We start from the raw sequence: 21817 nt of genomic DNA, 5'->3' as shown, positions 1-21817 counted from the left end.
GTACATGACGGACGAGTGGGCGGCGGCGTGCGCCGCCGGCCACGTGACGCGCTCGATGTCGCGCAAGGCCAGGAGCCCGGACAACGCGAGGTGCGAGGGGTTCTTCGGCACTCTCAAGAGCGACTTCTTCCACGGGACCGACTGGCGGGGCGTGACGTTCGCGGAGTTCAGCGAGAGGCTGGGCTCCTACATCGAGTGGTACAGGGGCGGGAAGCCGAAGAAGGCGCTAGGATGGAGGACGATAAGGGAGCACCGTGCGGCGCTGGGTTACGCGGCGTAGCGGCGGTCCAGAGGAACGTCCGGGGTCCCAACCGCCCTTTGTTACATCGAATTACGGGTCATTTGCATCGAACTGCCCTTCGTTACACGTGGTTCCAAGGTGGCCTCGAGTATCGAATCCAATGATTGCGCATATTATTTAAATAATCATCCGTAACTATGCATATTCTTTGAGTTGCTACTTTGAGCAGCTCAGAAACCATATGTAACGAAGGCCGGTTCGGCGCAAATACGGCCAAAACAGTGTAATGAAGGGCAGTTCGATGCAAGGGAAGATGCTTCCCCGATCGTCCAACTCAGCCATCTGGAAGAACGGGCCCCGAAGCCAGCCGGCTTCGGGGCCCGAACACGCGGGAAACCTTTTGAGAAGCACTGCGCTACTCGGCGGCGAGCGTCTCGGTGATGCTTGCGGCTGCGGTCTTGCCGGCGCCCATGGCCAGAATGACCGTTGCAGCACCAGTGACGATGTCGCCGCCAGCCCAGATGCGGGGGTTGGAGGTGCGGCCGTTCTCGTCTGCCACGATGTAGCCCCACTTGTTGAGGTCCATGCCACCAATCTTCTTGGCGAAGGGGTTGGCGTTGGTACCAATGGCGGAAATGGCCACGTCGCAGGGGATCTCCTCGATGGCGCCCTCGATGGGCACGGGGCGGCGACGGCCGGAGGCGTCGGGCTCGCCCAGTTCCATCTTCTGAACCTTCACGGCGCACACGTTGCCGTCCTCGCCGGCGATGAACTCAAGCGGCGAGACAAGCGGCATGACCTCGACGCCCTCGGCCTTGGCGTGGTGAAGCTCAGCGCGACGGGCGGGCATCTCGGCCTCGGTACGGCGGTAGGCGATGATGGCGCGCTCGGCACCAAGACGCTTTGCCGTACGAACGGCGTCCATAGCCACGTTGCCGCCACCAAAGACCACGACCTGCTTGGCGTGCTTGGTGGGGGTGTCGTACTCGGGGAACTTGTTCGCCTTCATGAGGTTCACGCGGGTGAGGTACTCGTTTGCGAAGAAGACGTTGGGCAGGTTCTCGCCGGGGATGTTGAGGAACTTGGGCAGGCCGGCGCCAGTTGCCACGTAGATGGCATCGAAGCCCTTCTCGCCCAGGAGCTCGTCGGCGTTGGCGAGGTTGCCCATGACGGAGTTGAACTCGAACTTGACGCCCAGCTCCTTGAGACCGTCGATCTCGCGCTTGACGACGGCCTTGGGCAGGCGGAACTCGGGGATGCCGTAGACGAGCACGCCGCCGCCGGTGAAGAAGGCCTCGAAGACGGTGACGTCAAAGCCGTTGCGGGCAAGCTCGCCGGCGCAGGTGATGCCGGAGGGGCCAGAGCCGATGACGGCAACCTTCTTGCCGTTGGCAGGCTTCATCTGCGGCTTGCTGGCAAGCTCGGGCTGGTCGCCCAGGAAGCGCTCGAGCTGGCCGATGGCCACGGGCTCGGACTTCTTGCCACGGATGCAGCGCCCCTCGCACTGGTTCTCCTGCGGGCACACGCGGCCGCAGATTGCGGGGAGCATCGAGTCCTCGTGGATGATGTCGAGAGCGGCACCAAAGTCCTGCTCGCGAATCTTCTCGATGAACTTAGGAATCTTGATGTTGACTGGGCAACCCTCGACGCAGAGGGGCTTCTTGCAGTCCATGCAGCGCTCAGCCTCGGCCAGCGCCATCTCCTTGGTGAAGCCCTTGTCGACGGGACGGAAGTCGTGGGCACGCTCCTCCGCCGGCTCCTCGTTGTCAGGGGTGCGCGGGGACTTCATGTCGGGAACAAAGCGACCGTTTACCTGTGGCATGCGCAGTTCGCCTCCTCATAGGCCTTGAGGGCCTGGCCCTCCTCGGTACGGTATGCAGCCTGACGCGCGCGCAGGTCGTTCCAGTCGACCTTGGTGGCGTCAAAGTCGGGACCGTCGACGCAGGCGAACTTGGTCTTGCCGTCGATCTCGACGCGGCAGCAGCCGCACATGCCCGTGCCGTCGACCATGATGGGGTTGAGCGACGCGGTGATGGGGGTGCCGTACTTCTCGGCCGTGAGCGTGGAGAACTTCATCATGGGGACGGGGCCAACGCAGAAGACCTCGTCAACGGCCTTGGCCTGGAGCAGGCGCTCGAGCGGGGCGGTAACAACGCCCTTCTCGCCATAGGAGCCGTCGTCGGTGGTGATGTGGATGTGGTCCTCGGGCAGCAGCTCGCGGAACTGGTCCTCGAGAAGGAGCAGGTCCTTGGTGCGGGCGCCCATGATGGCGTGGACCTCGTGACCGGTCTTCACCAGCGTGCGCGCGACGGGGTACGCGATGGCAAGGCCAACGCCGCCGCCAATGACGCAGGTGGTCCCGGGGCCCATGACCGTGGGTTGACCCAGCGGGCCGGTGACGTCGAGAATGGCGTCGCCGGGCTCGTACGTAGAGAGCATCTTTGTGGTCTTGCCGACCACCATGAAGATGAACTCCACCCAGCCCTCTTCGGGGTTCCAGTCCGCAAAGGTGAACGGCACGCGCTCACCGGTCTCGTTGGCGCGAACCATGAGGAACTGACCAGCGTGTGCGTGCTTGGCCATCTCCGGCGCCTCGATGCGGAACTTGAACACCTTCTCCGAGAACTGCGTCTTTTCGAGGATCTTATACATGAAGCCTGACTCCTCTCCTAAAGCCGCTTCAGACTTGGCCCCAGGCGGAGATGCCCGGAGCCTTCCAAGTACCTTAGTGTAATTGTTGAAAGGGGCGTTATTTGACCTCAACAGCGCCTACACGATTCATCGTTGCGGGATGCGGGATGAACGGCCGGGCGCCCCGACGCTAACACAGGGCGTCCGCAGGCATGCCCTCGTTCACGATCTGCTCGCAGAGAGCCGCCGCGTCCTGGGCAAGGATCTGGAACTCGTCGAGATAACCGCCTTTGAGTTCGCGCAGGACGTAGTCTGCCACCTGCATCTTCCCGGGCGGGCGGCCAATGCCGCAGCGAATGCGCGAGAAGTCCCGCGTGCCGAGCTTGTTGGCAATGGACCGCAGACCGTTGTGGGCGTTGAGCCCGCCACCCCACTTGGCGCGAACCTCTCCGGCGGGCAGGTCGACCTCGTCGTGCACCACCAGGATCTCGGCGGGGGAGACGTGCTCCTGCCGCATGAGTTTGGAGAGCGGGCCGCCGCTCGTGTTCATGAAGTCCTGGGGCTTGGCGAGAATGACCTCGCGTCCGCCGATGCGGCCACGAGCCACCATGCAGCCGGCCTCGCTCTTCCAGTAGCGCGTGCCGGCGCGCTCGGCCAGCTCGTCGACGGTGGCAAATCCAATGTTGTGGCGCGTGTGCTCGTACTCTGGGCCGGGGTTGCCCAGGCCGCACACGAGCCGGATCTCCTTGGGGCGTGCGGGCATGCCGTTCCTCTCGTCATGGCTGTTTGCGGTCACGGTAAGGGTAGCGCATGCAGGGTGGTGCGTGGCGGGGGCGCGAGCTGCACTCTTACCAGCGTTATCGCATGCGGCGCTCGATTGTCTCGGGAAGTCTGGAGTCGGTGCCACGTAGCCCTCCCGCGTCATGCGGCGTGGGGACAAGGCGCAGGTCATGCGCTGGAGGCGCATACATCATCCGAGGAGGCCTCTGCGCTAGCGATTGCGCCATGGTAGGAGCGCGGCCAGACAGCCAGTGCCACAGCGTGTCCTTAAGCTCCGAAATGCCTGGCCGCGCACCCTGGGCTGCGGCGAGACCGGCGAGAAGACAATCCAGAAGCCCCTTGTCGCCACTCTCGCGCGGCGTCACGTTGATGGGCGCGTAATCGCACTTCACGCGATATGGGCTTAGGTCCGCGTGCTCCATGAGCTGGTAGGGCGTGTGGCCGGAGTACAGCTCGTAGAGAACCGAGCACAGCGCATACACGTCGATCTTGGGGGAGTGCCGCAGCGCTTGCACGCCTGGTGCGTCGCGTGTGAGCATCTCGGGCGGGGCGTACTCGATGGTGCCATTGCGCCAGATGTTCGTCTGTTGCGTGAAGTCCGGGGCAGCATTGGGATCCATCTGGCGGGCGTCAATGGACGCTGCGCTACCGAGATCAATAAGCACCAGGTCAAGCACACCGCTTGTCAGCTGGTCTCGTAGGGGATGGCGGTCAAGCCTAACCATGATGTTACGAGGGGAGATGTCACGGTGAGAAAAGCCGCTGGTCCTGTCCTGCGCCGCCATGAGGATTTGCAGCACGCGCACTCCAACGGATGCCACCCACTCTGCCGCCACGCCCATGCCGTAGCGCGTGGTCCTCGGTAGGTAGGGGGCAACCGAGCGCAGCGTACGGCCCTCGACCCAGTCCATGAGAATCACGGGACCGCCTGCATACGTTCCAAAACCCTGCGTTGCGGGCCATCCTTCGATACCGCTCACGGTGCGCTGGGCGAGGTACTCCTCGCGAAATGCCCACGCCCTTCCCTTGAATATGGCCTCGGAGCGCCGCCTGTCTGCGTTGCTCCCGCCCGCACCTAGGAGCGACTTCAGGCAGAACGCCTCACCATATGCGTTGAACACCTTGGTTGCGCGTCCGGAGCCTCCGCGGTGCGTGCTCTCGCCGCTCGCGGCGAGAAGCGTCATGTACTGCCTGCTTGCGGTATCTGCTGCCCCAACGGCCGTGGGGGAGCAGCAGTCAAGCGAGTCCAGCTCAATGAGTCGGACGGAACCGGAAGGCGTGCCTGGTCCCGCATCGCCCGGGGAACGCGATGCCCCAGTGCCTGAGAAGATCATTTCGCACCCTGCAGCGCCATGACGAGAAAGCGCGTGGTGCGCCCGAGGCAAAGGATGTCCCCTCGCTCGAGGGCGACGGGAGGGTATGGGCTCTTGCCTCTTCCCGAGCGTGGAGGCTCCACTACTTGCGCGCTCTTGTCTGCGCCGCTAATGAGCATGGTGCCGTTGGTGGAGCCTAGGCCTTGGCAGACCCATCGCGAGCCGTCGCGCCAGATGCGAAGGTGCTGTCGCGAGACGTCCACGTCTACGTCGGTGATTGCGCTTGGTCCCGAGGCGAGAGACCCAATTGTGCTCCCCGCAGGACTGAGCGGGTATATGGGCGGTCGGGCGGCGCCGTTCACGATGCGAAGCAAACCCAGCGCCGATGGGCCGTCCACCTCAGACACTACCTGCGTGCCCATGGAGGTCTCCACAGTGCCTATGTCCATCGCAAGGAACCTCTGCGCAAACTTCTCAACGGTGGCAACGGCGGCTGCCGGATCTGCAAGGCAACCTGCTGCAACAAAGAGCATGAGGGCGAGAGTAGAGCGGTCGGACTCGTTGCGAAGGCGCACGCGTCCCAGCCGCTGGACCTCGTTCCCATAGAGCAGCGAATCAAGGCCAAACTGCGCAAGCGTGCTCTGCATCTGCGCGGCAGCCGGCCCCAGGTAATGCGCGAGAATACCGTCTCTGCCAGGGCCTGCTCCGTTTGCGAGCATGCGGCCAAGAAGCGTTTGGGAGGCACCCGCGAGGTCGGTAAAGATGCCGGGGTTCACCTGGCCCGGCTGAGCATGAACCACCTCGCGCGAGAGAAACGTGCGCTCGTCCACGCGATCGCGCGGCGCCCTGCCGCCCACGCTGATCCTGCCGGAGAGCAGTATGCGCGCCGCTTCCTTGTTCGAGATTCCCCCAAACGACTTGAGATCCTGGTACAAAATCGAACTTGGTGTGTCCTGACCAAACAAGATGACTCCTTTTGCGCATGCGGCTTGAGCACATTCTCGCACGAAGGCTGCTCTCTGGCCTGCATCGGGTGCTAGTCGAGCCAGATGGGATTTCGTGCAGGAGTGCCTCCGCCATCGGATTACCATGGTAATAACCCGGTTTGAGGAGGTCACAATGATCTGCCCGCATTGTGGGGCGCAACTTTCTGACGGTAGCACGTTCTGCACCAACTGCGGCACTCGGTTGGATACGGCAGCAAACACACGGCCCCAAAAGCGTTTCTGCACGTCATGCGGCGCGGAGATTCCGGCGGGTTCGAGCTTCTGCGTACAGTGCGGCGCACCGGTTGCCGGACAGCCTGGTACTCAGGGTCAAGGAAATTCAGTCTACCGCCCCACGCAGGCATCGGCTGCGCCCGCTGGCCAGACCGCCGTTCGTCCTCCTCTGAGCGTTCCGTACGGTGCGTCTCAAAGCGCGCCCCAGATGGCTCAAGTTGCCGGCGGAGCATCTCAAGACGAAAATCGCCACTCCTCCAAGCGCACCGCCGCAATAGTGGTGGCGTGCATCGCCGTGGCCGCCGTTGTCGGCGTTGGTGCCTACTTCTTCTTGTCGCAGCGAACTGCAGCAAGCCAGGCGCAACAGAACGACCAGACCACCGCACCTTCTACCGAGGCAGACTCGAGTGAGAAGACAGGCGAGTCCACGACAGGCCAGACAACCTCCAACACCACGACAACTGACAAGAGCGAAGAGACGACGAGCTCGGAGACTAGCACAAAGCCGAAAACCGACATCACGTACGACGAGAGCACGGGATCGGTAACCTCGGCAACCTATGGGCTCTCGGTCACCTTGCCTAGTGGCATGACATCGCAGACGTACTCCGATGGGACGGGCATCACGCTCAAGGATTCCGGCTCGGGCATGGTTATAAACGTCTGGGCAAAGGCAAACGATAGCGGCCAGTCTCTCGATTATGTCAAGCAGGTAGCGGAGAATGGCCATGATGTTGACTATGACGCTACGGGCGATGGCTGGTTTGTCGTCTCGTATTGGAACGATGACACTGGCTATTACGTGCGCGAATACGTGAATGACTCCCGTATTTTGGCCCTTGAGTTCACCTGGCCCAGGGATTCCTCCGCACGCGGCTCTCAGATTGTGGAAGATGCGACTCCCACACTTAATGTGGCTGAATAGGCGTTGTCCTCATCCGATCTTGCTATCAGCGGCTGGTGCGCATTGCGTGCCAGCCACGTTTTTCTGAGCAGGGTCTAGCGGCCATAACACGCTCCGTACAATAGGCGTCGGCACTTTCTTTGGAGGTTGCGCAACAATATTGAAAAAGCCTTGACGTAACATGTGCACAGCACGTGGGACGTTGGTTGTAGCTATGGCATGAGGGTTGGTGGAGCAATGAAGTGCTGGAACTGTGGGCGGGAGATTGAACGAGGTGGGTCGTCGTTCTGCCCTAACTGTGGGGCAAACCTCGCAGGCGCGCCCGGAGCAAAGGCAGAAGGGCAGGAGAAGGCCGCTGCGCAGGCTTCAGCGATGGATGATGCGTCTTCGGCGGTTCCTGCAGCCGGTACGCCCAACACAGACGCGCGTCCTGCCATGCCCGAGGTCCCCATCGACCAGACACAGCGCTATGTGACGCCATTGCCCTCCAATGCCTGGAGCCAGCCCGCCTCGCCGGCCAGTGAGTATGACTCACTTGGCGCGGACTATCAGACGCCCCAAACCGTAGTCTCTGGTGGGGTCGACTCTCCGGAGCAGGCAAAGGAGGACTACAAGCGCGCGAAGAAGGAGCTCAAGGAGGCTCGCAAGCGCGCCGGAAAGTCCAACGCTCCCAAGGTCATTGCGGCAATTGTCGCAGTTGTTCTCGTTGCGGGTGGTGCTGCGGCAGCCATGTACTACTTCGATCACGGCAACTCGTTCGACCCCAATGGCGGCCAGGTGCAGGAGCAGCCTGCGGACGAGTCAAGCTCTCGGGACAGCCAGAGCTCAAGCGACTCGACGGACTCGACGGACAAGACCGATGCCAGCGCGTCGTCTACCCCCAAGGACTCTTCGACCTCTACAACGGGCGGCTCAAGCAATGCTACGAAGGAAAACGCCTTGGTTGGCACCTGGACTGGAGATCTCAAGAAGTCTTCGAGTGGCCTGATGGATTGCTATGGCTCCCAGAAGATGCCTCCGGTGCTCACGGTCAAGTCCGTCGATTCGGCGGGGAAGATCACTGCGGATCTCAAGTTCTGCTATCACGCCCACGCATCGAGCGATAACCCCGTTGACTCCTCCCCTAACGATGTCTACATCGAAGCCGACGACATCACGATGACGAACAACAACGGCTTCTTTACCTACGAGTTTGATATGCATTCCTTTAACAAGGACTACGACGACTCCGACTCGTACGAAATCAAGTTCACTCTCGATGAGAATGCGACAACTCCCGAACTCACGGCTACGGCAACCAGCTGGTATTACCCGGATGGCAGCGGTTTTGGTGACTCCCAGATTGAAGACTTCGAGTTCAGCAAGACGAGCTAGCGAGATAAGCCCCTGCCTTTGCTGATCGAATCGTTCAACTACTCTCGAAAGGAACGACAATGTTCTGCCCAAAGTGTGGCGCCCAAATTGCCAATGGAGCCGCGTTCTGTCCTAAGTGCGGGGCCAAACTGGGCGCGGCAAACGTTGCGATGCCGGCTTCCTCTCCCGTCACGGTGGGTACCCCCGCGCCCTCAAAGCCTGATGTGTCGGTGTCTCTCCAGAGCATCATCTCGGTTGCCTGCGCGGCACTGGCTATCTTCTCGGCGTTCCTGCCGTGGGCGACGATGGAGGCGGCCACTTCCGCAGTGAGTAATGCGGCGTCGTTCTTTGGCGTAGGAGCTAGCTTCCAGAAGAGCTACACACTTGCGCAGTTCAGCCAGCTTTCCTCCGATTGGGGCAGCTACCGTTCCGTGGGGGTGTCCGGCGGCGAATGGTTCATGCTGTTCTTCATCGTGTGGCTTGTCGCCCTGTTCCTAATCGCGGGTGGCGCCGTGTACTACCTGGCAAAGAGAAGCGCAGGCGGGAAGCGCTGCATGCTGGTGGGCCTCATTGTGTATGCCGCACTCGCAGTGTTCTGCATGATGGCTTTTGGTTCCTCGGGTGACTTTACGTCCGACTTTACCGGCGAACTGGTCTGCCTGTTTGCATGCGCTGCGGGCATTGTCTTTGCGATTGTCGCCGGCAACCCGCAGAGGGCATAACCAGCGCTAAGTTGATGTACCGGTCTGAGCAACAACAACGATGGGGGACAAGCAATGGGATTCTTTGATAGCGTCTCGAACTCTCTTAACCGTGGGGTCAACACCGTGAGCAGGTCGGGCAAGACCGCTCAGCTCAACATGCAGATTAACGAGCTCATGAAGCAGCGCCAGAACATGGCCGCACAGCTTGGCGCAAGCCTTTACGATGTCACGAAGGGCAATCCCGCCTTCACGGCTGGCCGCGAGCCCCTCTACAACGGTATTGCGAGCATCGACGTGCAGCGAGCGGCGCTTGAGGCGCAGATTGAGCAGATAAAGGCCGAGCAGGCAGCGGAGACTGCAGCAGCTCAGACGTATCGCTGCCCTAACTGCGGGTCCGTTGTCTCCGCGACGGATTTGTTCTGCAGGGGCTGCGGCCTTCCCATCGCTCAGGTGATGGCTGCGCAGGCACAGGCTGCTCCTGTCATGGCTCCCGTTCCCGGTGGTCGTACGTGCCCAACCTGCGGTGCGCCTATGGGGCCGGATGACGTGTTCTGCATGAACTGCGGCGCCCGCGTCGATGCCCCTGCACCGGCTTCTGCGCCAGCGCCAGTCCCTGCATCCGCACCGGCTGTGGCGCCCGAGCCCGTGGTAGTGCCGACGGCTGAGCCTGCCCCGGCTCCGGAGCCAACGCCGGTTGCCGCAGCCCCCCAGGAGCAAGCCGAGCAGAATGCTCCCGTCCAGGCGCCCGAGCCCGCGCCCGCCATCGAAGCCGATGACTCCGGCCTTACCGTCATGCCTGCGGAAGTCGAGGCTGCCCCCGCAACGCCTGCGCCAAACGTGTGCCCCAACTGCGGTGCCGAGGTTGCCCCTGGCGAGAAGTTCTGCTTCTCCTGTGGCCACAAGCTCGGCTAGGCATCACTGCCGCAGGAGTTAGAAAGTAACGGTTTCGGTCGAGTTGATGGGAGGAACCCCGAGTTCAATCACGTAATCAGTGCAGGGTATGGCCAGCAGCTAGCCTTTCTTGTCGCCCTGACATTGCACGTGTTGAACCGCAAGGGAAGGAGCGGGAATCGTGTTTTGCCCAAAGTGTGGTGTGGAAAACCCGGACGGTGCCAAGTTCTGCAAGGGATGCGGTTCCCCATTGGGTGGACAGCCGACAAATTCCCCATTTGCGGGAACGCCCGCGCCTGGAGTGACACCGGTGCCTGCGCCAAAGCCGCAGAAAAAGCCCAAGCTTCCGGTGATTATCGCGGCAGTTGCAATCGTTGCCGTGCTGGTGGTCGGTTTTGCGACGAGCTGGTTTGGTCTGGTGGGGCATAGCCTGCCAAACGGTGTCTATACACTCCACGAGGCTGATGGTGGAGATACGCTATACTCCGTCCACAGTGATGGCATCAGCAGCCTTTCGACAGGCTGGGTGTACTACGAGGGCAAGACCGAAGTCAAAAGGTCTGGTGACCATCAGATAGTTTCGCTAAGCGATACGCATTCTAACGAATCGTCGAACTACTCGAGCATCGAATTCAGCTTTGCGCTTCCTAGCAAGTTCGGCAATGGGTCCTATGCGGGAGACTACGGCGTATATGTTTCTGTGACCCAGAATGGCGACAGCAAGCCACGTGAAGCGCTGCTCTGGGCTCAGCTCAAGGATGATGGCACCGCTGTCTTCAAGGAATACACGTCCAGCAGCACTGACGGGCCAGATTGCAGCGCCATCTTTAATTCCATCTCTTCAGGCAGCTGGTCTGACGATCAGGCCACCCAAGGCACGTGGCGCAAGAATGACTCCAGTGAAGGCATTACCGTCTACGACAAGAACGGCAACATTGAGACAACCGTAACCTTCGACCCGTACAAGTAGCTTCGGCACGGATTCCATCGTTGCAATGTCGCACGACTCAGATAAACAACTTGTCCACGGCTGCACCCTCGCCGTCAGTCGTCTCTCGAAGGCGTACGGGGAGGATGCAGCCAGCACGGTAGTCCTTGAGGACATCTCTCTCAGGCTTGAGGGTCCCGGAATGGTTGCCATCCTTGGCGAGTCTGGCTGTGGGAAGACCACGCTACTCAACATTCTGGGCGGCATGGACGAGGACTATGAGGGAGAGCTCATCGTAAACGGCAGTGACGCCAAGAGCTTCTCCGCGTCTGACTGGGATTCGTTTCACGGCAGTATGGTGGGGTTCGTCTTTCAGGAACCACGGCTTGTTTCGTATCTGAGCGTTGCATCGAACGTTGGGCTTGCGCTTGATGCGGCGAAGGATGATCGTGACGCAGAGAGGCGCGGGGCAGCTGCCCTCTGTGAGGTTGGGCTTGAAGACTTCGCGACAGCCGAGCCAAGTACGCTTTCTGGAGGGCAGGCTCAGCGAGTTGCGATTGCTCGCGTCCTGGTAAAGGACCCAAGAATCGTGCTTGCTGACGAGCCAACGGGCTCTCTCGACGAAGCCAATGGCAATCGCGTAATGGCGCTTCTGGCAGATATGGCGGCCACGCGACTTGTTGTGGTGGTTACGCATAACGAACGCCTTGCCATGCGATATGCCACGCGCATTGTGAGGATAGGCCACCGTGCCATCGTCTCTGACCTCCCCAATGAACCAAAGCACGCAGGTGGGAAGAAGCGTGGTTCCGCCGCTCCAAAGGAAGTGTCGCATCCCGCTGGCAGAAGCCGAAAACTTTCCCTGACGATGGCCGTTCGCCACGCATGGTACCGCTGTGGTAGAAGCGCAATCTCTGTTGTGGCTATTGCGCTTGCCGTTGCGGGACTGCTGGTGATGATAGCTGCCGGATTCGGGAGTATTGGCCTTGTGGAGGGACTGACGACCTCTTCCACGCTGGAGCACCCCCTTGTGGCAAGCGTGGGCGAGACCGTCTCGCTTGACTCTTCTGGGGCGGGGAACGACATCGGGAGTGTCTCTGACGGCGTTGCCGTCGACGATTCTGGGGTGCGCACGCTTCGCGCGAGTGGCTCGTTATCAGGCCAGACAGTCAACGTGCTCTACAACACCATCACTGCAAACGCGAGCGTTACCGATCAAGTGTTTGATGTGCAGCGCGACTACGGTATCGAGCTCAATCTCTACGACGCACACGGTGTCCAGCTGCTCAAGGCCGGCAACTCCGTGCTCAGCGACCGCCTGAATCTAGCCCAGGTGGCGGGTGATGCAACCAAGAGTCAGGTGGATAGCCTTCTCAACGGATATCGCCTTATGAGGCAAGTTGTTGTGAACCCCGAGGGGGACTCTCCCTATGAGGTGCTTGCCGGTCGCATGCCCGAGGCCGAGAACGAGGTGGTTCTCATCACCAACTCGCGAGGTCAGATTCTCGACTGCACCGCCTATGCCCTTGGCTTGCTTGATGCCAGCGACATCGGCAAGGAGCTGGCATCGACCGGGTCTACGGAAGGACTGAAGGAGCCGGCGAGCATCTCGTTCGAACAGATTCTTGGCACCACATACAAGGTGGTCCCAACCGCAGACTATTACTACGAGCAGGAAAGCCACTGGGAGGATGGGCGAGACGACACGACGTACATGGCGAGCGTGATGGACCGCGCTCGTACGCTCACCGTTGTTGGCGTGGTAAAACCTAGCGCGCAGTATGAGGACGCTGCGTTTGGCGGATCCCTTGGATACTCAGAAGGGCTTGGGCCTGCGCTTATCGAGGACTCTTGGTCAAGCGGGGTGGTGCAGGCGCAGGTTGCCGAGCCGAGCGTAGATGTGTTCACCGGCCAGACCTTTGCAGACGAAGCATCAAGTAGGGGAATGGCCAGCTCGCAATCGAGTTCGGCGCCGTTGGTCGAACTTGCCCAACGTATTGGCCTGTCGGATGCCAAGATACGCCTTGTGGCCGGGCTCAACGCCGAGCAGGTGGAATGCGTTATTCAGCAATACGAAAGCGACGGAACCGCAAGCTGGGACAGCACGGGCAAGCTTGTCCTGAGCGAGGAAGACGCGGAGCAGCTGCGAGAGATGAGCGACGAGGACTTCTCGGCATATCTGGAGGGCATTGCCCCGGCGACGCTCAACGCAAGCTATGCGCAGAACATGCAGTGGCTTGGCGCCGTCAACGAGGATGAGCCACAACGGTTGCGCATATATCCGCGTGGCACCGTAGGACGCGAGGTCGTTCTGGATGCGGTCGATAGCTTCAACCAGAGCTTGAGCGGAGAGAACGGGATTTCGTGCTCGAGCGATGCCCAGCGATGGGTCGATCAGGTCAAAGGCGTGGTCCAGACGGTTGGCTACGTGCTGGTCGCAGTACTCGTGGTGGCATTGAGTCTTGCGGTATTCCTGGTCTTTAGCGTTACGTATGTAAGCGCGCTGGAGCGCCGTGGCGAGGTTGCCCTCCTTCGCGCTCTGGGTTTCTCCAAGGGCCGCGTGGTCTCGATGATTCTCACGGAAAACGCCTTGCTGGGCGTAATCTCGAGTGCGCTGGGCGTAGCGGCTGCGTGTCTTGTGATCCCCCAGCTTGAGGGCTACGTTGCACAGGTCGCAGACGAGGTTGCTCACATTGGGGCTGACGGTGCAGTTGTGGTGACACCTCTGTTAGCGTTGATTGCTGCGGGTGGGGGAGTTGCTATCGCCGTGGCAAGCGGATTGATTCCCGCACTTGGCGCCGCAGAGCGCGACCCCGTGGAGGTGCTGAGGGTTGAGTGAAGGTTCGCCGGGGTTTGTAGGGAGTGGAAGCGTTAGGCATTGCAGATACCAACGCGGTGCCCCGATGGATGGGAGTCTTGATGCGGTGTCCAAAGTGCGGTACAGAAATACCCGATGATTCAACGTTCTGCCCGGAATGTGGCTCATCTATTGAGCATGCTGCCCGCCACTGCCCGTGGTGCGGTGCGCCACTACGGGAAGGCGCGACGTTCTGCTCTTCATGCGGCAAGAGGGTTGACGCTGCCCCTGCCGAGCCGGCAGCTCCAGCTCCGTCGCCATCCGCAACCGTTCGTCAGCCATCGGTGCAGCCAAGCATGCCTCCTGTCGACAGCGGTGCCCCCCAGGCTGCGCCAAAGCCCAGGAAAAAGCACCGTGGGGTGCTGGTTGCGGGCATCTGCGCTGCCGTGGTGGTTGCGGGAGGCGTTGGCCTCTGGTGGTACGGCAATCACGCAGAGCGCCAGGTCTCGATAAAGGTTGAGGCACCCAACTACAGCAACGACGCCACACGCATTCCGCTGCACGTTACGGGTGCCGACGCTGATGGCAAGTCAGTTGATAAGACCGTGTATGTTGACGCAGATGGCGGCGGACTCTCCCTCTCGCCGGGTACCTACGAGGCCACAGTCGAGGCCTCGCCAATTCTGGCGGATGGGTCTATCTATCAGGTGCCCGAGAAGCCCGTCACAATATCGGTGCCGTCGTCTGGCCCCATAGAGACGCTCGCTTCGGTTCCCGATGCCATCCAGAACAATGGAGGCGGGGCGGACAGCACGGATGGCTCTGACGCTGTCGTCCAGCTGACTCCTACCGACCCGGCATACGTGACGGATGAGCAGATTGCCGCTGCAGTAGATGCGGCATCCAAGGACCCCAACGACAACGGCAAGGCCCAGTCTCTCTCGCAAACGGCGACCGCCAAACGCGACGAAGCGCTTGCGGCCCTCGTTGGCAACACGCCATCTGGTTACGCCAACACGGGCTGGGGCACGAGCGACGGCACGTATGACTATTTCTACTCGAACACCTTGGGTGGCATCTATCGTTCGAAGAATGATGGATCTTCCCCTGAGCTGCTCGTCGAAAAGGAGACAGGCTTCGAGTACACGTCGTATGACTATGGCCTCAACGTCAGTGGGGATACGCTGTATTACGTTAAGTACCACAGCAGTGGTAAGGGAGCTGGCGCATCAATCTGTTCGGTTGGAACCGATGGGTCGAATCCGCAGGAGCTGTACGCCACGTCTGACGCTGACACGATGGGTTGGCACTTCAACTTTACCAATGGCTCATGTGCCATCACTCAGCTCTATCTGTACGGGCTGAAGCTCTACTACATTCTCGATTATGACGTGCGGCGTGGTGACAGTACCCAGCAAACTATCGAGCTGTGGTCCATGGATGAGGATGGCTCCAACCAGCAGAAGCTCTCGTCGTTTACCGTTGATGGCTCGGAGGACGTCCCCGTCTTTGTAGACAGAGACAGGCTCTACTATGCTGCCAACACTCGAAGCAAATCCGGTGATTCGTTCAAGTATTCGACTGCCCTCATTTCGATGAATCTTGATGGGTCCGATTCAAAGCAGCTTGGGTCGTACCAGGACACCGGCGTTCAGAGCCTACTCGTTCAGGACGGGAAGCTCTATGCGTGCGTCAGGGATCTCTCGTCCTCGTCATATCGGGCCGATGTCGTCTCGATGGACGTGGACGGCTCGAATGCTGCAACGCTTTGCCGGTCCTCCGACATGCTGCATCTCCAAAGCAATTTTGCCGTTGTCGATGGCAAGGTCTACGCAATCGGCTTCTCCAGTTCTGGCGATTCCGACAGCTTCACGCCTTTGCTCGTGATGGCTGGGTCTGATGGAAACGTGACCACGGCGGATCTTCAGGCAAAGCTGATCATCCCCAGTGCAATCTGCCCCAGCGGCGATCATCTCATTGTATTTGGCGGTGGCAACGGAGGCGGCGCCCCCGATTCTGCGGTTACCTTCGATCTTGATGGAGTGGCGCAGAACACCTATACGAAGTAGCGGGTCGTTCGAGTAGGAACGGATGAACTATGGCAAAGCACTATGCAGGTAAGACGGGCGAGAAGCACCATGCGGTATGGAGGCGCGTGCTGGCCATTGCTCTTGTTGCGGCGTTGGGAATGGCAGGCGGGTTCTTTGCCATGCATCAGTTGAGTGGTGCTTCGGATTCCACCCCACAGCAGGCGGACGGCGCAAGTGATGCTGAGACGGCATCGGAGAACGTGGCTCCGGTCCTCTCGCCAGAAGAGCAACTTGAGGCACAGGTACAGGAGAAGCTCGGCGAGATGACGCTTGAGCAGAAGGTGGCTCAGCTCTTCGTGGTGCGGCCCGAGGCGCTTACGGGCGTTGGACAGGTGGTCCAGGCTGGCGATGCCACCAAGTCTGCCTTGGAGCAGATGCCCGTGGGAGGCGTCGTGTACTTTGCGGCGAACCTGCAGGATCCTGAGCAAACCCGTGCGATGCTTCAGAACACCCAGTCGTATGCGCAGGAAGTCGAGGGCCTACCCCTGTTCCTTTGTGTGGACGAGGAAGGCGGTACGGTTTCTCGCGTTGGCGGCAACAGCGGCTTTGACATCGCAAACGTGGGGGACATGCGTGACGTGGGCGCTACGGGTGACACCTCGAACGCGTACAACGTTGCCAATCATATCGCCGGCTACCTCACCGACCTTGGCTTCAACGTGGACTTTGCGCCCGACGCAGACATTGCGAACACCAGCAGCACCACTATGGAAAGGCGCTCGTTTGGCTCAACGTCGGATGTGGTGGCGCCGATGGTGGAATCCCAGGTGAAGGGGTTCCTGGACGGCCAGATTCTGTGCTGTGCAAAGCACTTTCCAGGGATAGGGGGCGCCGAGGGAGATTCGCACAGCTCGAGCATCTACTCTCAAAAGACGCTGGACGAGATGTCTGCCGAGGAGCTGGTTCCCTTTCAGAGCGGCATCTCCGCGGGAGTGCCGTTCATTATGGTGGGGCATCTCTCGTGTCCGCAGGTGACGGGCAACGATGACCCCGCGAGCATTAGCCCGACCATTATCACGGGCGTGCTGCGCGAGCAGCTTGGCTACGAGGGCATTGTGATTACCGACTCTATGGGTATGGGCGCCGTGACCGATGTGGTCTCGAGCGACCAGGTTGCCGTGCGTGCGATTGAGGCAGGTGCCGACATGGTGCTTATGCCGGCGGATTTACAGGCCGCTTACCAGGGCGTTCTCGACGCGGTCGGCAGCGGCGAGATTACAGAGGATCGCATCAACGAGTCCGTTGCTCGCATACTGCGCGTGAAGCTTGGACGGATGAGCGAGGACGGAAGCGTGCTACCTCCCTCGGATGTCGTTGTTGCAACGTCGAACGCCTCTGGAACGAGCAAATAGTCGCCTTGAGCGTAGAAAGGGGATTGTGTCATGTTTTGTACGAACTGCGGGGCACAGATTGATGACAACGCTGCCTTCTGCACCAATTGTGGCGCTCCGGTCAAGCGTGCAGAATCCAGGCCGGGGGCAGGTGCCGCAGAGAGCGTGAACCCAGGTATCGCCGCGGATTCCACGGCGGCGGAGACCCAGCGCCTGCAGACGCCGGCTCAGCAGGGTTTTGGTGGTGCAGCTCCCTCGTCTGCTCCCCAGTACAGTGCGCCGCAGTACAGCGCGTCCCAGCAATACAGTGCCCCCTACGCGCAGCCGTCCGAGGTGGAGACCAAGGCGGAGCGCACCAAGAAGTCTCATGGCTGGGTAGTTGCGGTTGTGATCGTCGCCATCGTCGCAGTCTGCGCTGGCGGTGCGTTTGCTATGTACCAGCTTAAGCTGGGGCCATTCTCAACCACCGGCAGTGATGCACAGCCAGCCGCTGCGAGCACCGCCGATGCGGCGTCCGAGAACGGCGATGACGCTGCGCAGGAGGCTAGCTCTGTGACCGTGCCCGACTTGAGCGGGCTGACGTACGACGAGGCCACACACAAGCTGCAGGACCTGGGGCTTAAGCTTGGCCAGGTCACAAAGGAGTACAGCTCTAGTGTCGAGGAGGGGTCCGTGGTTTCTCAGAGTGTCTCCGCGGGCTCTGACGCTGACCCGGGCAGCTCTGTCGATCTGGTTGTCTCCCAGGGTGCCGAGCCACGAATCGAGCATCACTTCGAGCTTGTCCAGCAGGCCGTGACATGGGAGGAAGCCAAACAGTACTGCGAGAGCAATGGCGGCTATCTTGCCGTCATTCACAACGATGACGAATACCAGCAGGTACTGGATGCCATTGGCAGCAGCGACGTTCGCGTGTGCTGGCTTGGTGGCTACCGTGACGGAGACTCGTGGCAGTGGGTCAACGGTGATGACTTCTCGTGGAGCTCGTGGGCAAGCGGCGAACCCAACAACGACGGTGGTACCGAGAACTGCCTTGCGCTTTTGAAGAACAAGGATGAGCGGTGGGGTTGGTACGACGTGCCTAATGACGTGAGCTCCTACTACAAGGCAAGCTATCTCGGTTTCATCATGGAGACGGACGTTACCGTCAAGTAGCGTTGGCACGTTGGTCGCGTATGCGAGAAGCAGGCGAGCGAGGCGCGGTGCCACTGAGGCTCCGTGTCTCGCTCGTTTTGCGAGACGTGCGTGCAGTTCGGGGGAAGTTGGCCGACCGGCGCAACGTGCGTGCTAGGCTTCACGGCTGCTGTCGATTTCTGAGGGGTTTGTTCGTGGGAGAGACCGTCACTGGCGTTACGCCGGGCCGCGCGCGGCTGTGCGTTGCCCTTCTCGTGCTCATGGGCTTTGCGCTGGGCTGCTCTGAGTTCATCGTGGTTGGCATCGAGTCGGACCTGGCAGAAGAGATGGGCGTCTCGCTTACCACTGCCGGCCAGCTCATCAGCCTCTTCGCCCTGCCGTATGCGGTGATGACGCCGGTGCTCGCACTTGTGACTGGTCGCTTTAGGCGTTACTCCGTCATGCTTGTCTACCTTGTCATCTTTTGCGTTGGCAATACCCTCTCGGCGTTTGCGCCGGGCTTTGGGGTGCTGCTTGCCACCCGCATGCTGCTGGGCTCGGTCTTGGGCGCGTTGCTCGCGGTGGGGGTGACGTTCACCCCCGAGCCGGTGGGCACGAAGAAGTCCTCTGGTGCGCTCACGCTGGCTAGCTCGCTCGAGCCGCTGTCGTTCAACGTGGGAATCGCGTTTGGCACCTTTGCTGGGGGTCTGGTTGTCTCCGGTCCGGGGATTCGCGCGGTTGGCTTGGTGGGGGCGGTGCTCGCCGTGGCGGCTGCCGCGCTGGCTGACGTCACGTTGATGCTTTCCAGGCGCGAGGAGTCGCTGGGGTAGGGGCGTCGCCGGCCGTCGTTGCGGGAAGTGGCCCTGCGGCGCTAAAACGACGCCACAGGCCCCCCTCCAGCAGCCACCGGGCTTACCGCGCTGCGCGGTCGTGGTTCACGGGCCGGTAGAAGAGCTCCGCCACTTCTGACGGATTGCGCGTCTGTCCCAGGGCCCACATGGTCTTGGCCACCAGCGCCTCTGTGGTCATGTCATCGCCGCGGAGAATCGCGGGCTCGTGGGCGTACGCGCTTCCAACCTCATAGACGCCCAGGTCAAGTCCCTCTTCCGAGACCTGCGTGGTAAGCACGATTGTCTTGCCGCAGTCGATCCAGTCGAAGATGGCCTGCTCGAAGTGGGCCCCCTTGCACTCTGGGATTCCTCCGATGCCAAAGGTCTCGAGAATCACCGCGTCGTAGTCTGGTCCAAGCGCGTCCAGAATCTGAGGGCCCAGTCCCGGGGTGAGACGCACCACAACAACGTGCTCGTCAAGGCGGTCGTAGACGCGCGGGCGAGAGGCGCGCGCGGACACGCCAACCGCGGTGGGGCTGGGTATGGTCATTCCCTCTCGTCCCTCCCGGATGATGCGATTGTTGCGAATGATGGCCGGCAGCGGGTAGTTCACGCTGGTAAACGCGTTGAAGCTCATGGTGCGCTGCTTGTGCGCTCGCGTCCCCACGATGACCGAGCCGCCAAACACGATGGACACGTCGTGCGATTCGTCGTCGGTGGCGTAGAGCAGCGACTGGTAGAGGTTGAGCTTGGCGTCGGTAAAGGGGTTCGCCATGGGCTGCTGCGAGCCCGTGAGCACGATGGGCTTGGGGCTGCCCTGGATGAGATAGGAGAGCGCGGCAGCCGTGTAGGCCATGGTATCCGTCCCATGCAACACCACAAAGCCGTCGTAGTCGTCGTAGACATCCATGATCGTTGCCGCAATGCGCTTCCAGTCGCTCGGGCGCATGTTGGTCGAGTCGATGTTCATGGGCTGAACGATGTCCAGCTCACACAGCCCGCGCGCCTGTGGTACGTAGCCTGCCAGCTCCTCGCCGGTGAGCGCCGGGGCAAGGCCCGTGCCGTCTGTCTCGGGCATGGACGCAATGGTGCCCCCCGTGGCCACCATGAGAATTCGCTTCATGCGTTGCTCCGTTCGAGAAGTGCGTGACTGCCGAGAAGCACCGGCGGCCGGCGGGTCGTCCGGCCCCTATGCCTCCGGCCTCACCAGGATGGGGATGCTGTCCAGCTTGTCCGCCGTGGGCGCAGGCAGGTAGACCGTGAGCCGCGCGCCACCGGTGGGGAACTCCGCCCATCCCTCGTCGTCGATCGTCACGGTGCCATCGACGCCCAGCACGCAGCGCCACGTTTCGCCTGCGTGGCCCGCGCCTACGCACATGCGCTTTGTCGCGTTGCCCGCACGCGTGGAGAGAAGAACCGCGGCGCCAGAGACCCCATGTCGCGCCGTGCCCTCGCGCGTCCAGCCCACGAGGTCCTTCTCGTCAAACCAGTCGCGCTGTACGCCGTAGGCGAAACGGCGGCGCACCTCCATGAGCAGTTCGAGCTCGGGCACGGCAGGGATTTGGTCGTTAGGGAGGCCAAAGAGGTCACCCATGAAGACACAGGGGTAGCCTGCCTCGCGCAGCAGGATGAGCGCGTAGGCAAGCGGCTTGAACCAGGGCTCCACCGTTGACTCGAGCGCCTGGTCGGGCTGGGTGTCGTGGTTGTCCACAAAGGTTACGGCATGGATGGGGTCCGCGCTTACCAGGCTCCCGTCCAGGATGTGCGTGAGGTCGATGTTCTCGCCGGCAGTGGACGCGCGGTAGAAGTTGAAGTGAAGCGGCACATCGAAGAGGCTCATGGCGCCCTCGTCGCCCAGGTACCCGCGCAGCTCGTCTACGCTTTGCGACCAGTACTCTCCCACGGCAAAGAGCTCCTTGCCGGTCTTCTCGCGCATGCGGGCAAGCCAGTCGAGGTAGAAGGAGCGACTCATGTGCTTCACGGCGTCGAGCCGCACGCCGTCCACGCCCGTGAGGCCAAGGTACCAGCTGCCCCACGCGGCAAGCTGGGCGCGCACGCGCGGGTCGTCCAGGTCGACGTCGGCACCCATGAGGTAGTCGTAGTTGCCCAGCTCGTGGCTCACCTCGCCAGACCATTCCTTGCCCACAAAGCGGTAGATGCCGGTGCTGTCCCCAAGCTCGTCGTAGTCTACGCCGGTGAAGTCGGTGATGCCCCACTGGTAGCGGTCGAGCTGCCCAGCGCGCCCCGGGAACTCAAAGCGCGTGTAGGCGCGAATCTCGCGCGGCTCTCCCACCGGCTTGGTGCGATCCTGGGCGTCGCACTCCTGTGCCAGAACCAGCTGGGTGCCGTCGGCACCCATGCGGTGGTTGAGAACCACGTCTGCCAGCACGTTGACGCCCTGCTCCTGAATGGCGCGGATGGCGGCCAGGTACTCGCGACGCGTGCCGTACTTGGTGCGCACCGAGCCCTTCTGGTCGAACTCGCCCAGGTCCCAGAGGTCGTAGACGCCATAGCCCACGTCCTCAGCGCCCGCCTGCCCCTTGTAGGCAGGGGGCATCCACACCGAGGTGAAGCCCTCTTCCGCGAAACGCGGGGCCATCTTGGCGAGGCGTCGCCAGTGCTGGCCATCTGCTGGCAGGTACCAGGAGAAGGCCTGGAGCATGAGCCCGTTCTTCGTGTTGATGACCATGGGCG

The 21817-nt window shown here is 61.4% G+C and carries 18 protein-coding genes and 3 pseudogenes; 14 read left to right on the top strand and 7 right to left on the bottom strand.

Annotated features, from left to right (window positions below):
* Positions 1-280: IS3 family transposase (locus tag BMX94_RS10895; RefSeq protein ID WP_143052262.1), on the top strand; the 280-nt coding region annotated here is incomplete at its 5' end.
* Positions 281-656: 376 nt separating this feature from the next.
* Here the strand turns inward: BMX94_RS10895 and gltA are convergent.
* The 5 genes from gltA to BMX94_RS03385 all read right to left on the bottom strand — a co-directional run bounded on the left by gltA (position 657) and on the right by BMX94_RS03385 (position 5930).
* Positions 657-2063, bottom strand: a complete 1407-nt coding sequence (gltA, locus tag BMX94_RS03405) for an NADPH-dependent glutamate synthase (RefSeq protein WP_091003513.1) — start codon at positions 2061-2063, stop codon at positions 657-659.
* Positions 2051-2893 (bottom strand): sulfide/dihydroorotate dehydrogenase-like FAD/NAD-binding protein, encoded by an 843-nt coding sequence (locus BMX94_RS03400; RefSeq protein ID WP_091003510.1) that lies wholly within the window; start codon positions 2891-2893, stop codon positions 2051-2053. The genes gltA and BMX94_RS03400 overlap by 13 nt, the downstream gene beginning before the upstream one ends.
* Positions 2894-3062: 169 nt before the next feature.
* Positions 3063-3635, bottom strand: a complete 573-nt coding sequence (gene pth, locus BMX94_RS03395) for an aminoacyl-tRNA hydrolase (RefSeq protein WP_091003506.1) — start codon at positions 3633-3635, stop codon at positions 3063-3065.
* Positions 3636-3729: 94 nt separating this feature from the next.
* Positions 3730-4986 (bottom strand): protein kinase domain-containing protein, encoded by a 1257-nt coding sequence (locus BMX94_RS03390; protein WP_091003503.1) that lies wholly within the window; start codon positions 4984-4986, stop codon positions 3730-3732.
* Complete coding sequence (locus tag BMX94_RS03385) at positions 4983-5930, bottom strand: FHA domain-containing protein (protein WP_177171311.1); 948 nt, start codon at positions 5928-5930, stop codon at positions 4983-4985. The genes BMX94_RS03390 and BMX94_RS03385 overlap by 4 nt, the downstream gene beginning before the upstream one ends.
* 124 nt (positions 5931-6054) lie before the next feature.
* Between BMX94_RS03385 and BMX94_RS10840 the strand changes: the two are divergent.
* The 13 genes and pseudogenes from BMX94_RS10840 to BMX94_RS03335 form a co-directional block, all read left to right on the top strand.
* A pseudogene (locus BMX94_RS10840) lies at positions 6055-6252 on the top strand (zinc-ribbon domain-containing protein); the annotation flags it as partial.
* A gap of 141 nt (positions 6253-6393) precedes the next feature.
* Complete coding sequence (locus BMX94_RS03380; protein ID WP_286159998.1) at positions 6394-7110, top strand: hypothetical protein; 717 nt, start codon at positions 6394-6396, stop codon at positions 7108-7110.
* A gap of 216 nt (positions 7111-7326) precedes the next feature.
* Positions 7327-8463 carry a zinc ribbon domain-containing protein gene (locus BMX94_RS03375; protein WP_177171309.1) on the top strand — a complete coding sequence of 379 codons (1137 nt, stop codon included), beginning with the start codon at positions 7327-7329 and terminating at the stop codon, positions 8461-8463.
* A gap of 59 nt (positions 8464-8522) precedes the next feature.
* The gene (locus tag BMX94_RS03370; protein WP_091003492.1) at positions 8523-9164 is read left to right on the top strand and encodes a zinc-ribbon domain-containing protein; all 642 of its coding nucleotides are present in this window, start codon (positions 8523-8525) and stop codon (positions 9162-9164) included.
* A 54-nt stretch (positions 9165-9218) separates the two neighbouring features.
* Positions 9219-10058, top strand: coding sequence for a zinc ribbon domain-containing protein (locus BMX94_RS03365; protein ID WP_091003489.1), 840 nt, complete (start codon positions 9219-9221; stop codon positions 10056-10058).
* A 160-nt stretch (positions 10059-10218) separates the two neighbouring features.
* Positions 10219-10284, top strand: a pseudogene (locus BMX94_RS10835) (zinc-ribbon domain-containing protein); the annotation flags it as partial.
* 63 nt (positions 10285-10347) lie between these two features.
* The gene (locus BMX94_RS03360; protein WP_286159997.1) at positions 10348-11007 is read left to right on the top strand and encodes a hypothetical protein; all 660 of its coding nucleotides are present in this window, start codon (positions 10348-10350) and stop codon (positions 11005-11007) included.
* Between the two features lie 25 nt (positions 11008-11032).
* Positions 11033-13804, top strand: coding sequence for an ABC transporter ATP-binding protein/permease (locus BMX94_RS03355; protein ID WP_091003482.1), 2772 nt, complete (start codon positions 11033-11035; stop codon positions 13802-13804).
* A 68-nt stretch (positions 13805-13872) separates the two neighbouring features.
* Positions 13873-14031, top strand: a pseudogene (locus BMX94_RS10830) (zinc-ribbon domain-containing protein); the annotation flags it as partial.
* Between the two features lie 87 nt (positions 14032-14118).
* On the top strand, positions 14119-15831 hold the full coding sequence (locus BMX94_RS03350; RefSeq protein ID WP_286159996.1) for a DUF5050 domain-containing protein: 1713 nt from the start codon (positions 14119-14121) through the stop codon (positions 15829-15831).
* 29 nt (positions 15832-15860) lie between these two features.
* On the top strand, positions 15861-17204 hold the full coding sequence (locus BMX94_RS03345) for a glycoside hydrolase family 3 protein (protein WP_091003476.1): 1344 nt from the start codon (positions 15861-15863) through the stop codon (positions 17202-17204).
* Between the two features lie 30 nt (positions 17205-17234).
* Positions 17235-18335, top strand: a complete 1101-nt coding sequence (locus tag BMX94_RS03340; RefSeq protein WP_091003472.1) for a PASTA domain-containing protein — start codon at positions 17235-17237, stop codon at positions 18333-18335.
* A 173-nt stretch (positions 18336-18508) separates the two neighbouring features.
* Entirely contained in the window at positions 18509-19123 is a 615-nt protein-coding gene (locus tag BMX94_RS03335; RefSeq protein WP_177171306.1) for an MFS transporter, read from the top strand.
* Between the two features lie 82 nt (positions 19124-19205).
* Here BMX94_RS03335 and BMX94_RS03330 read toward each other — a convergent pair whose 3' ends face one another.
* Complete coding sequence (locus tag BMX94_RS03330) at positions 19206-20246, bottom strand: asparaginase (RefSeq protein WP_091003467.1); 1041 nt, start codon at positions 20244-20246, stop codon at positions 19206-19208.
* Between the two features lie 66 nt (positions 20247-20312).
* A complete protein-coding gene (locus BMX94_RS03325) occupies positions 20313-21812 on the bottom strand; it encodes an alpha-amylase (protein ID WP_091003464.1) in 1500 nt (499 codons plus the stop codon).
* Positions 21813-21817 lie beyond the last annotated feature (5 nt).

This window comes from Olsenella sp. KH3B4, from assembly GCA_900111695.1.
Classification (GTDB): domain Bacteria; phylum Actinomycetota; class Coriobacteriia; order Coriobacteriales; family Atopobiaceae; genus Tractidigestivibacter.
Note: the sequence above shows the minus strand (reverse complement) of the source record. Positions and strands in the feature narration are given on the sequence as shown.

What these genes read in the sequence shown, in the direction of transcription:
- gltA (WP_091003513.1), bottom strand. Translation starts at nt 2,063, where the DNA reads ATGCCACAGGTAAACGGTCGCTTTGTTCCCGACATGAAGTCCCCGCGC.
- BMX94_RS03400 (WP_091003510.1), bottom strand. Translation starts at nt 2,893, where the DNA reads ATGTATAAGATCCTCGAAAAGACGCAGTTCTCGGAGAAGGTGTTCAAG.
- pth (WP_091003506.1), bottom strand. Translation starts at nt 3,635, where the DNA reads ATGCCCGCACGCCCCAAGGAGATCCGGCTCGTGTGCGGCCTGGGCAAC.
- BMX94_RS03390 (WP_091003503.1), bottom strand. Translation starts at nt 4,986, where the DNA reads ATGATCTTCTCAGGCACTGGGGCATCGCGTTCCCCGGGCGATGCGGGA.
- BMX94_RS03380 (WP_286159998.1), top strand. Translation starts at nt 6,394, where the DNA reads ATGGCTCAAGTTGCCGGCGGAGCATCTCAAGACGAAAATCGCCACTCC.
- BMX94_RS03375 (WP_177171309.1), top strand. Translation starts at nt 7,327, where the DNA reads ATGAAGTGCTGGAACTGTGGGCGGGAGATTGAACGAGGTGGGTCGTCG.
- BMX94_RS03370 (WP_091003492.1), top strand. Translation starts at nt 8,523, where the DNA reads ATGTTCTGCCCAAAGTGTGGCGCCCAAATTGCCAATGGAGCCGCGTTC.
- BMX94_RS03365 (WP_091003489.1), top strand. Translation starts at nt 9,219, where the DNA reads ATGGGATTCTTTGATAGCGTCTCGAACTCTCTTAACCGTGGGGTCAAC.
- BMX94_RS03355 (WP_091003482.1), top strand. Translation starts at nt 11,033, where the DNA reads ATGTCGCACGACTCAGATAAACAACTTGTCCACGGCTGCACCCTCGCC.
- BMX94_RS03350 (WP_286159996.1), top strand. Translation starts at nt 14,119, where the DNA reads ATGCCTCCTGTCGACAGCGGTGCCCCCCAGGCTGCGCCAAAGCCCAGG.
- BMX94_RS03345 (WP_091003476.1), top strand. Translation starts at nt 15,861, where the DNA reads ATGGCAAAGCACTATGCAGGTAAGACGGGCGAGAAGCACCATGCGGTA.
- BMX94_RS03340 (WP_091003472.1), top strand. Translation starts at nt 17,235, where the DNA reads ATGTTTTGTACGAACTGCGGGGCACAGATTGATGACAACGCTGCCTTC.
- BMX94_RS03330 (WP_091003467.1), bottom strand. Translation starts at nt 20,246, where the DNA reads ATGAAGCGAATTCTCATGGTGGCCACGGGGGGCACCATTGCGTCCATG.
- BMX94_RS03325 (WP_091003464.1), bottom strand. Translation starts at nt 21,812, where the DNA reads ATGGTCATCAACACGAAGAACGGGCTCATGCTCCAGGCCTTCTCCTGG.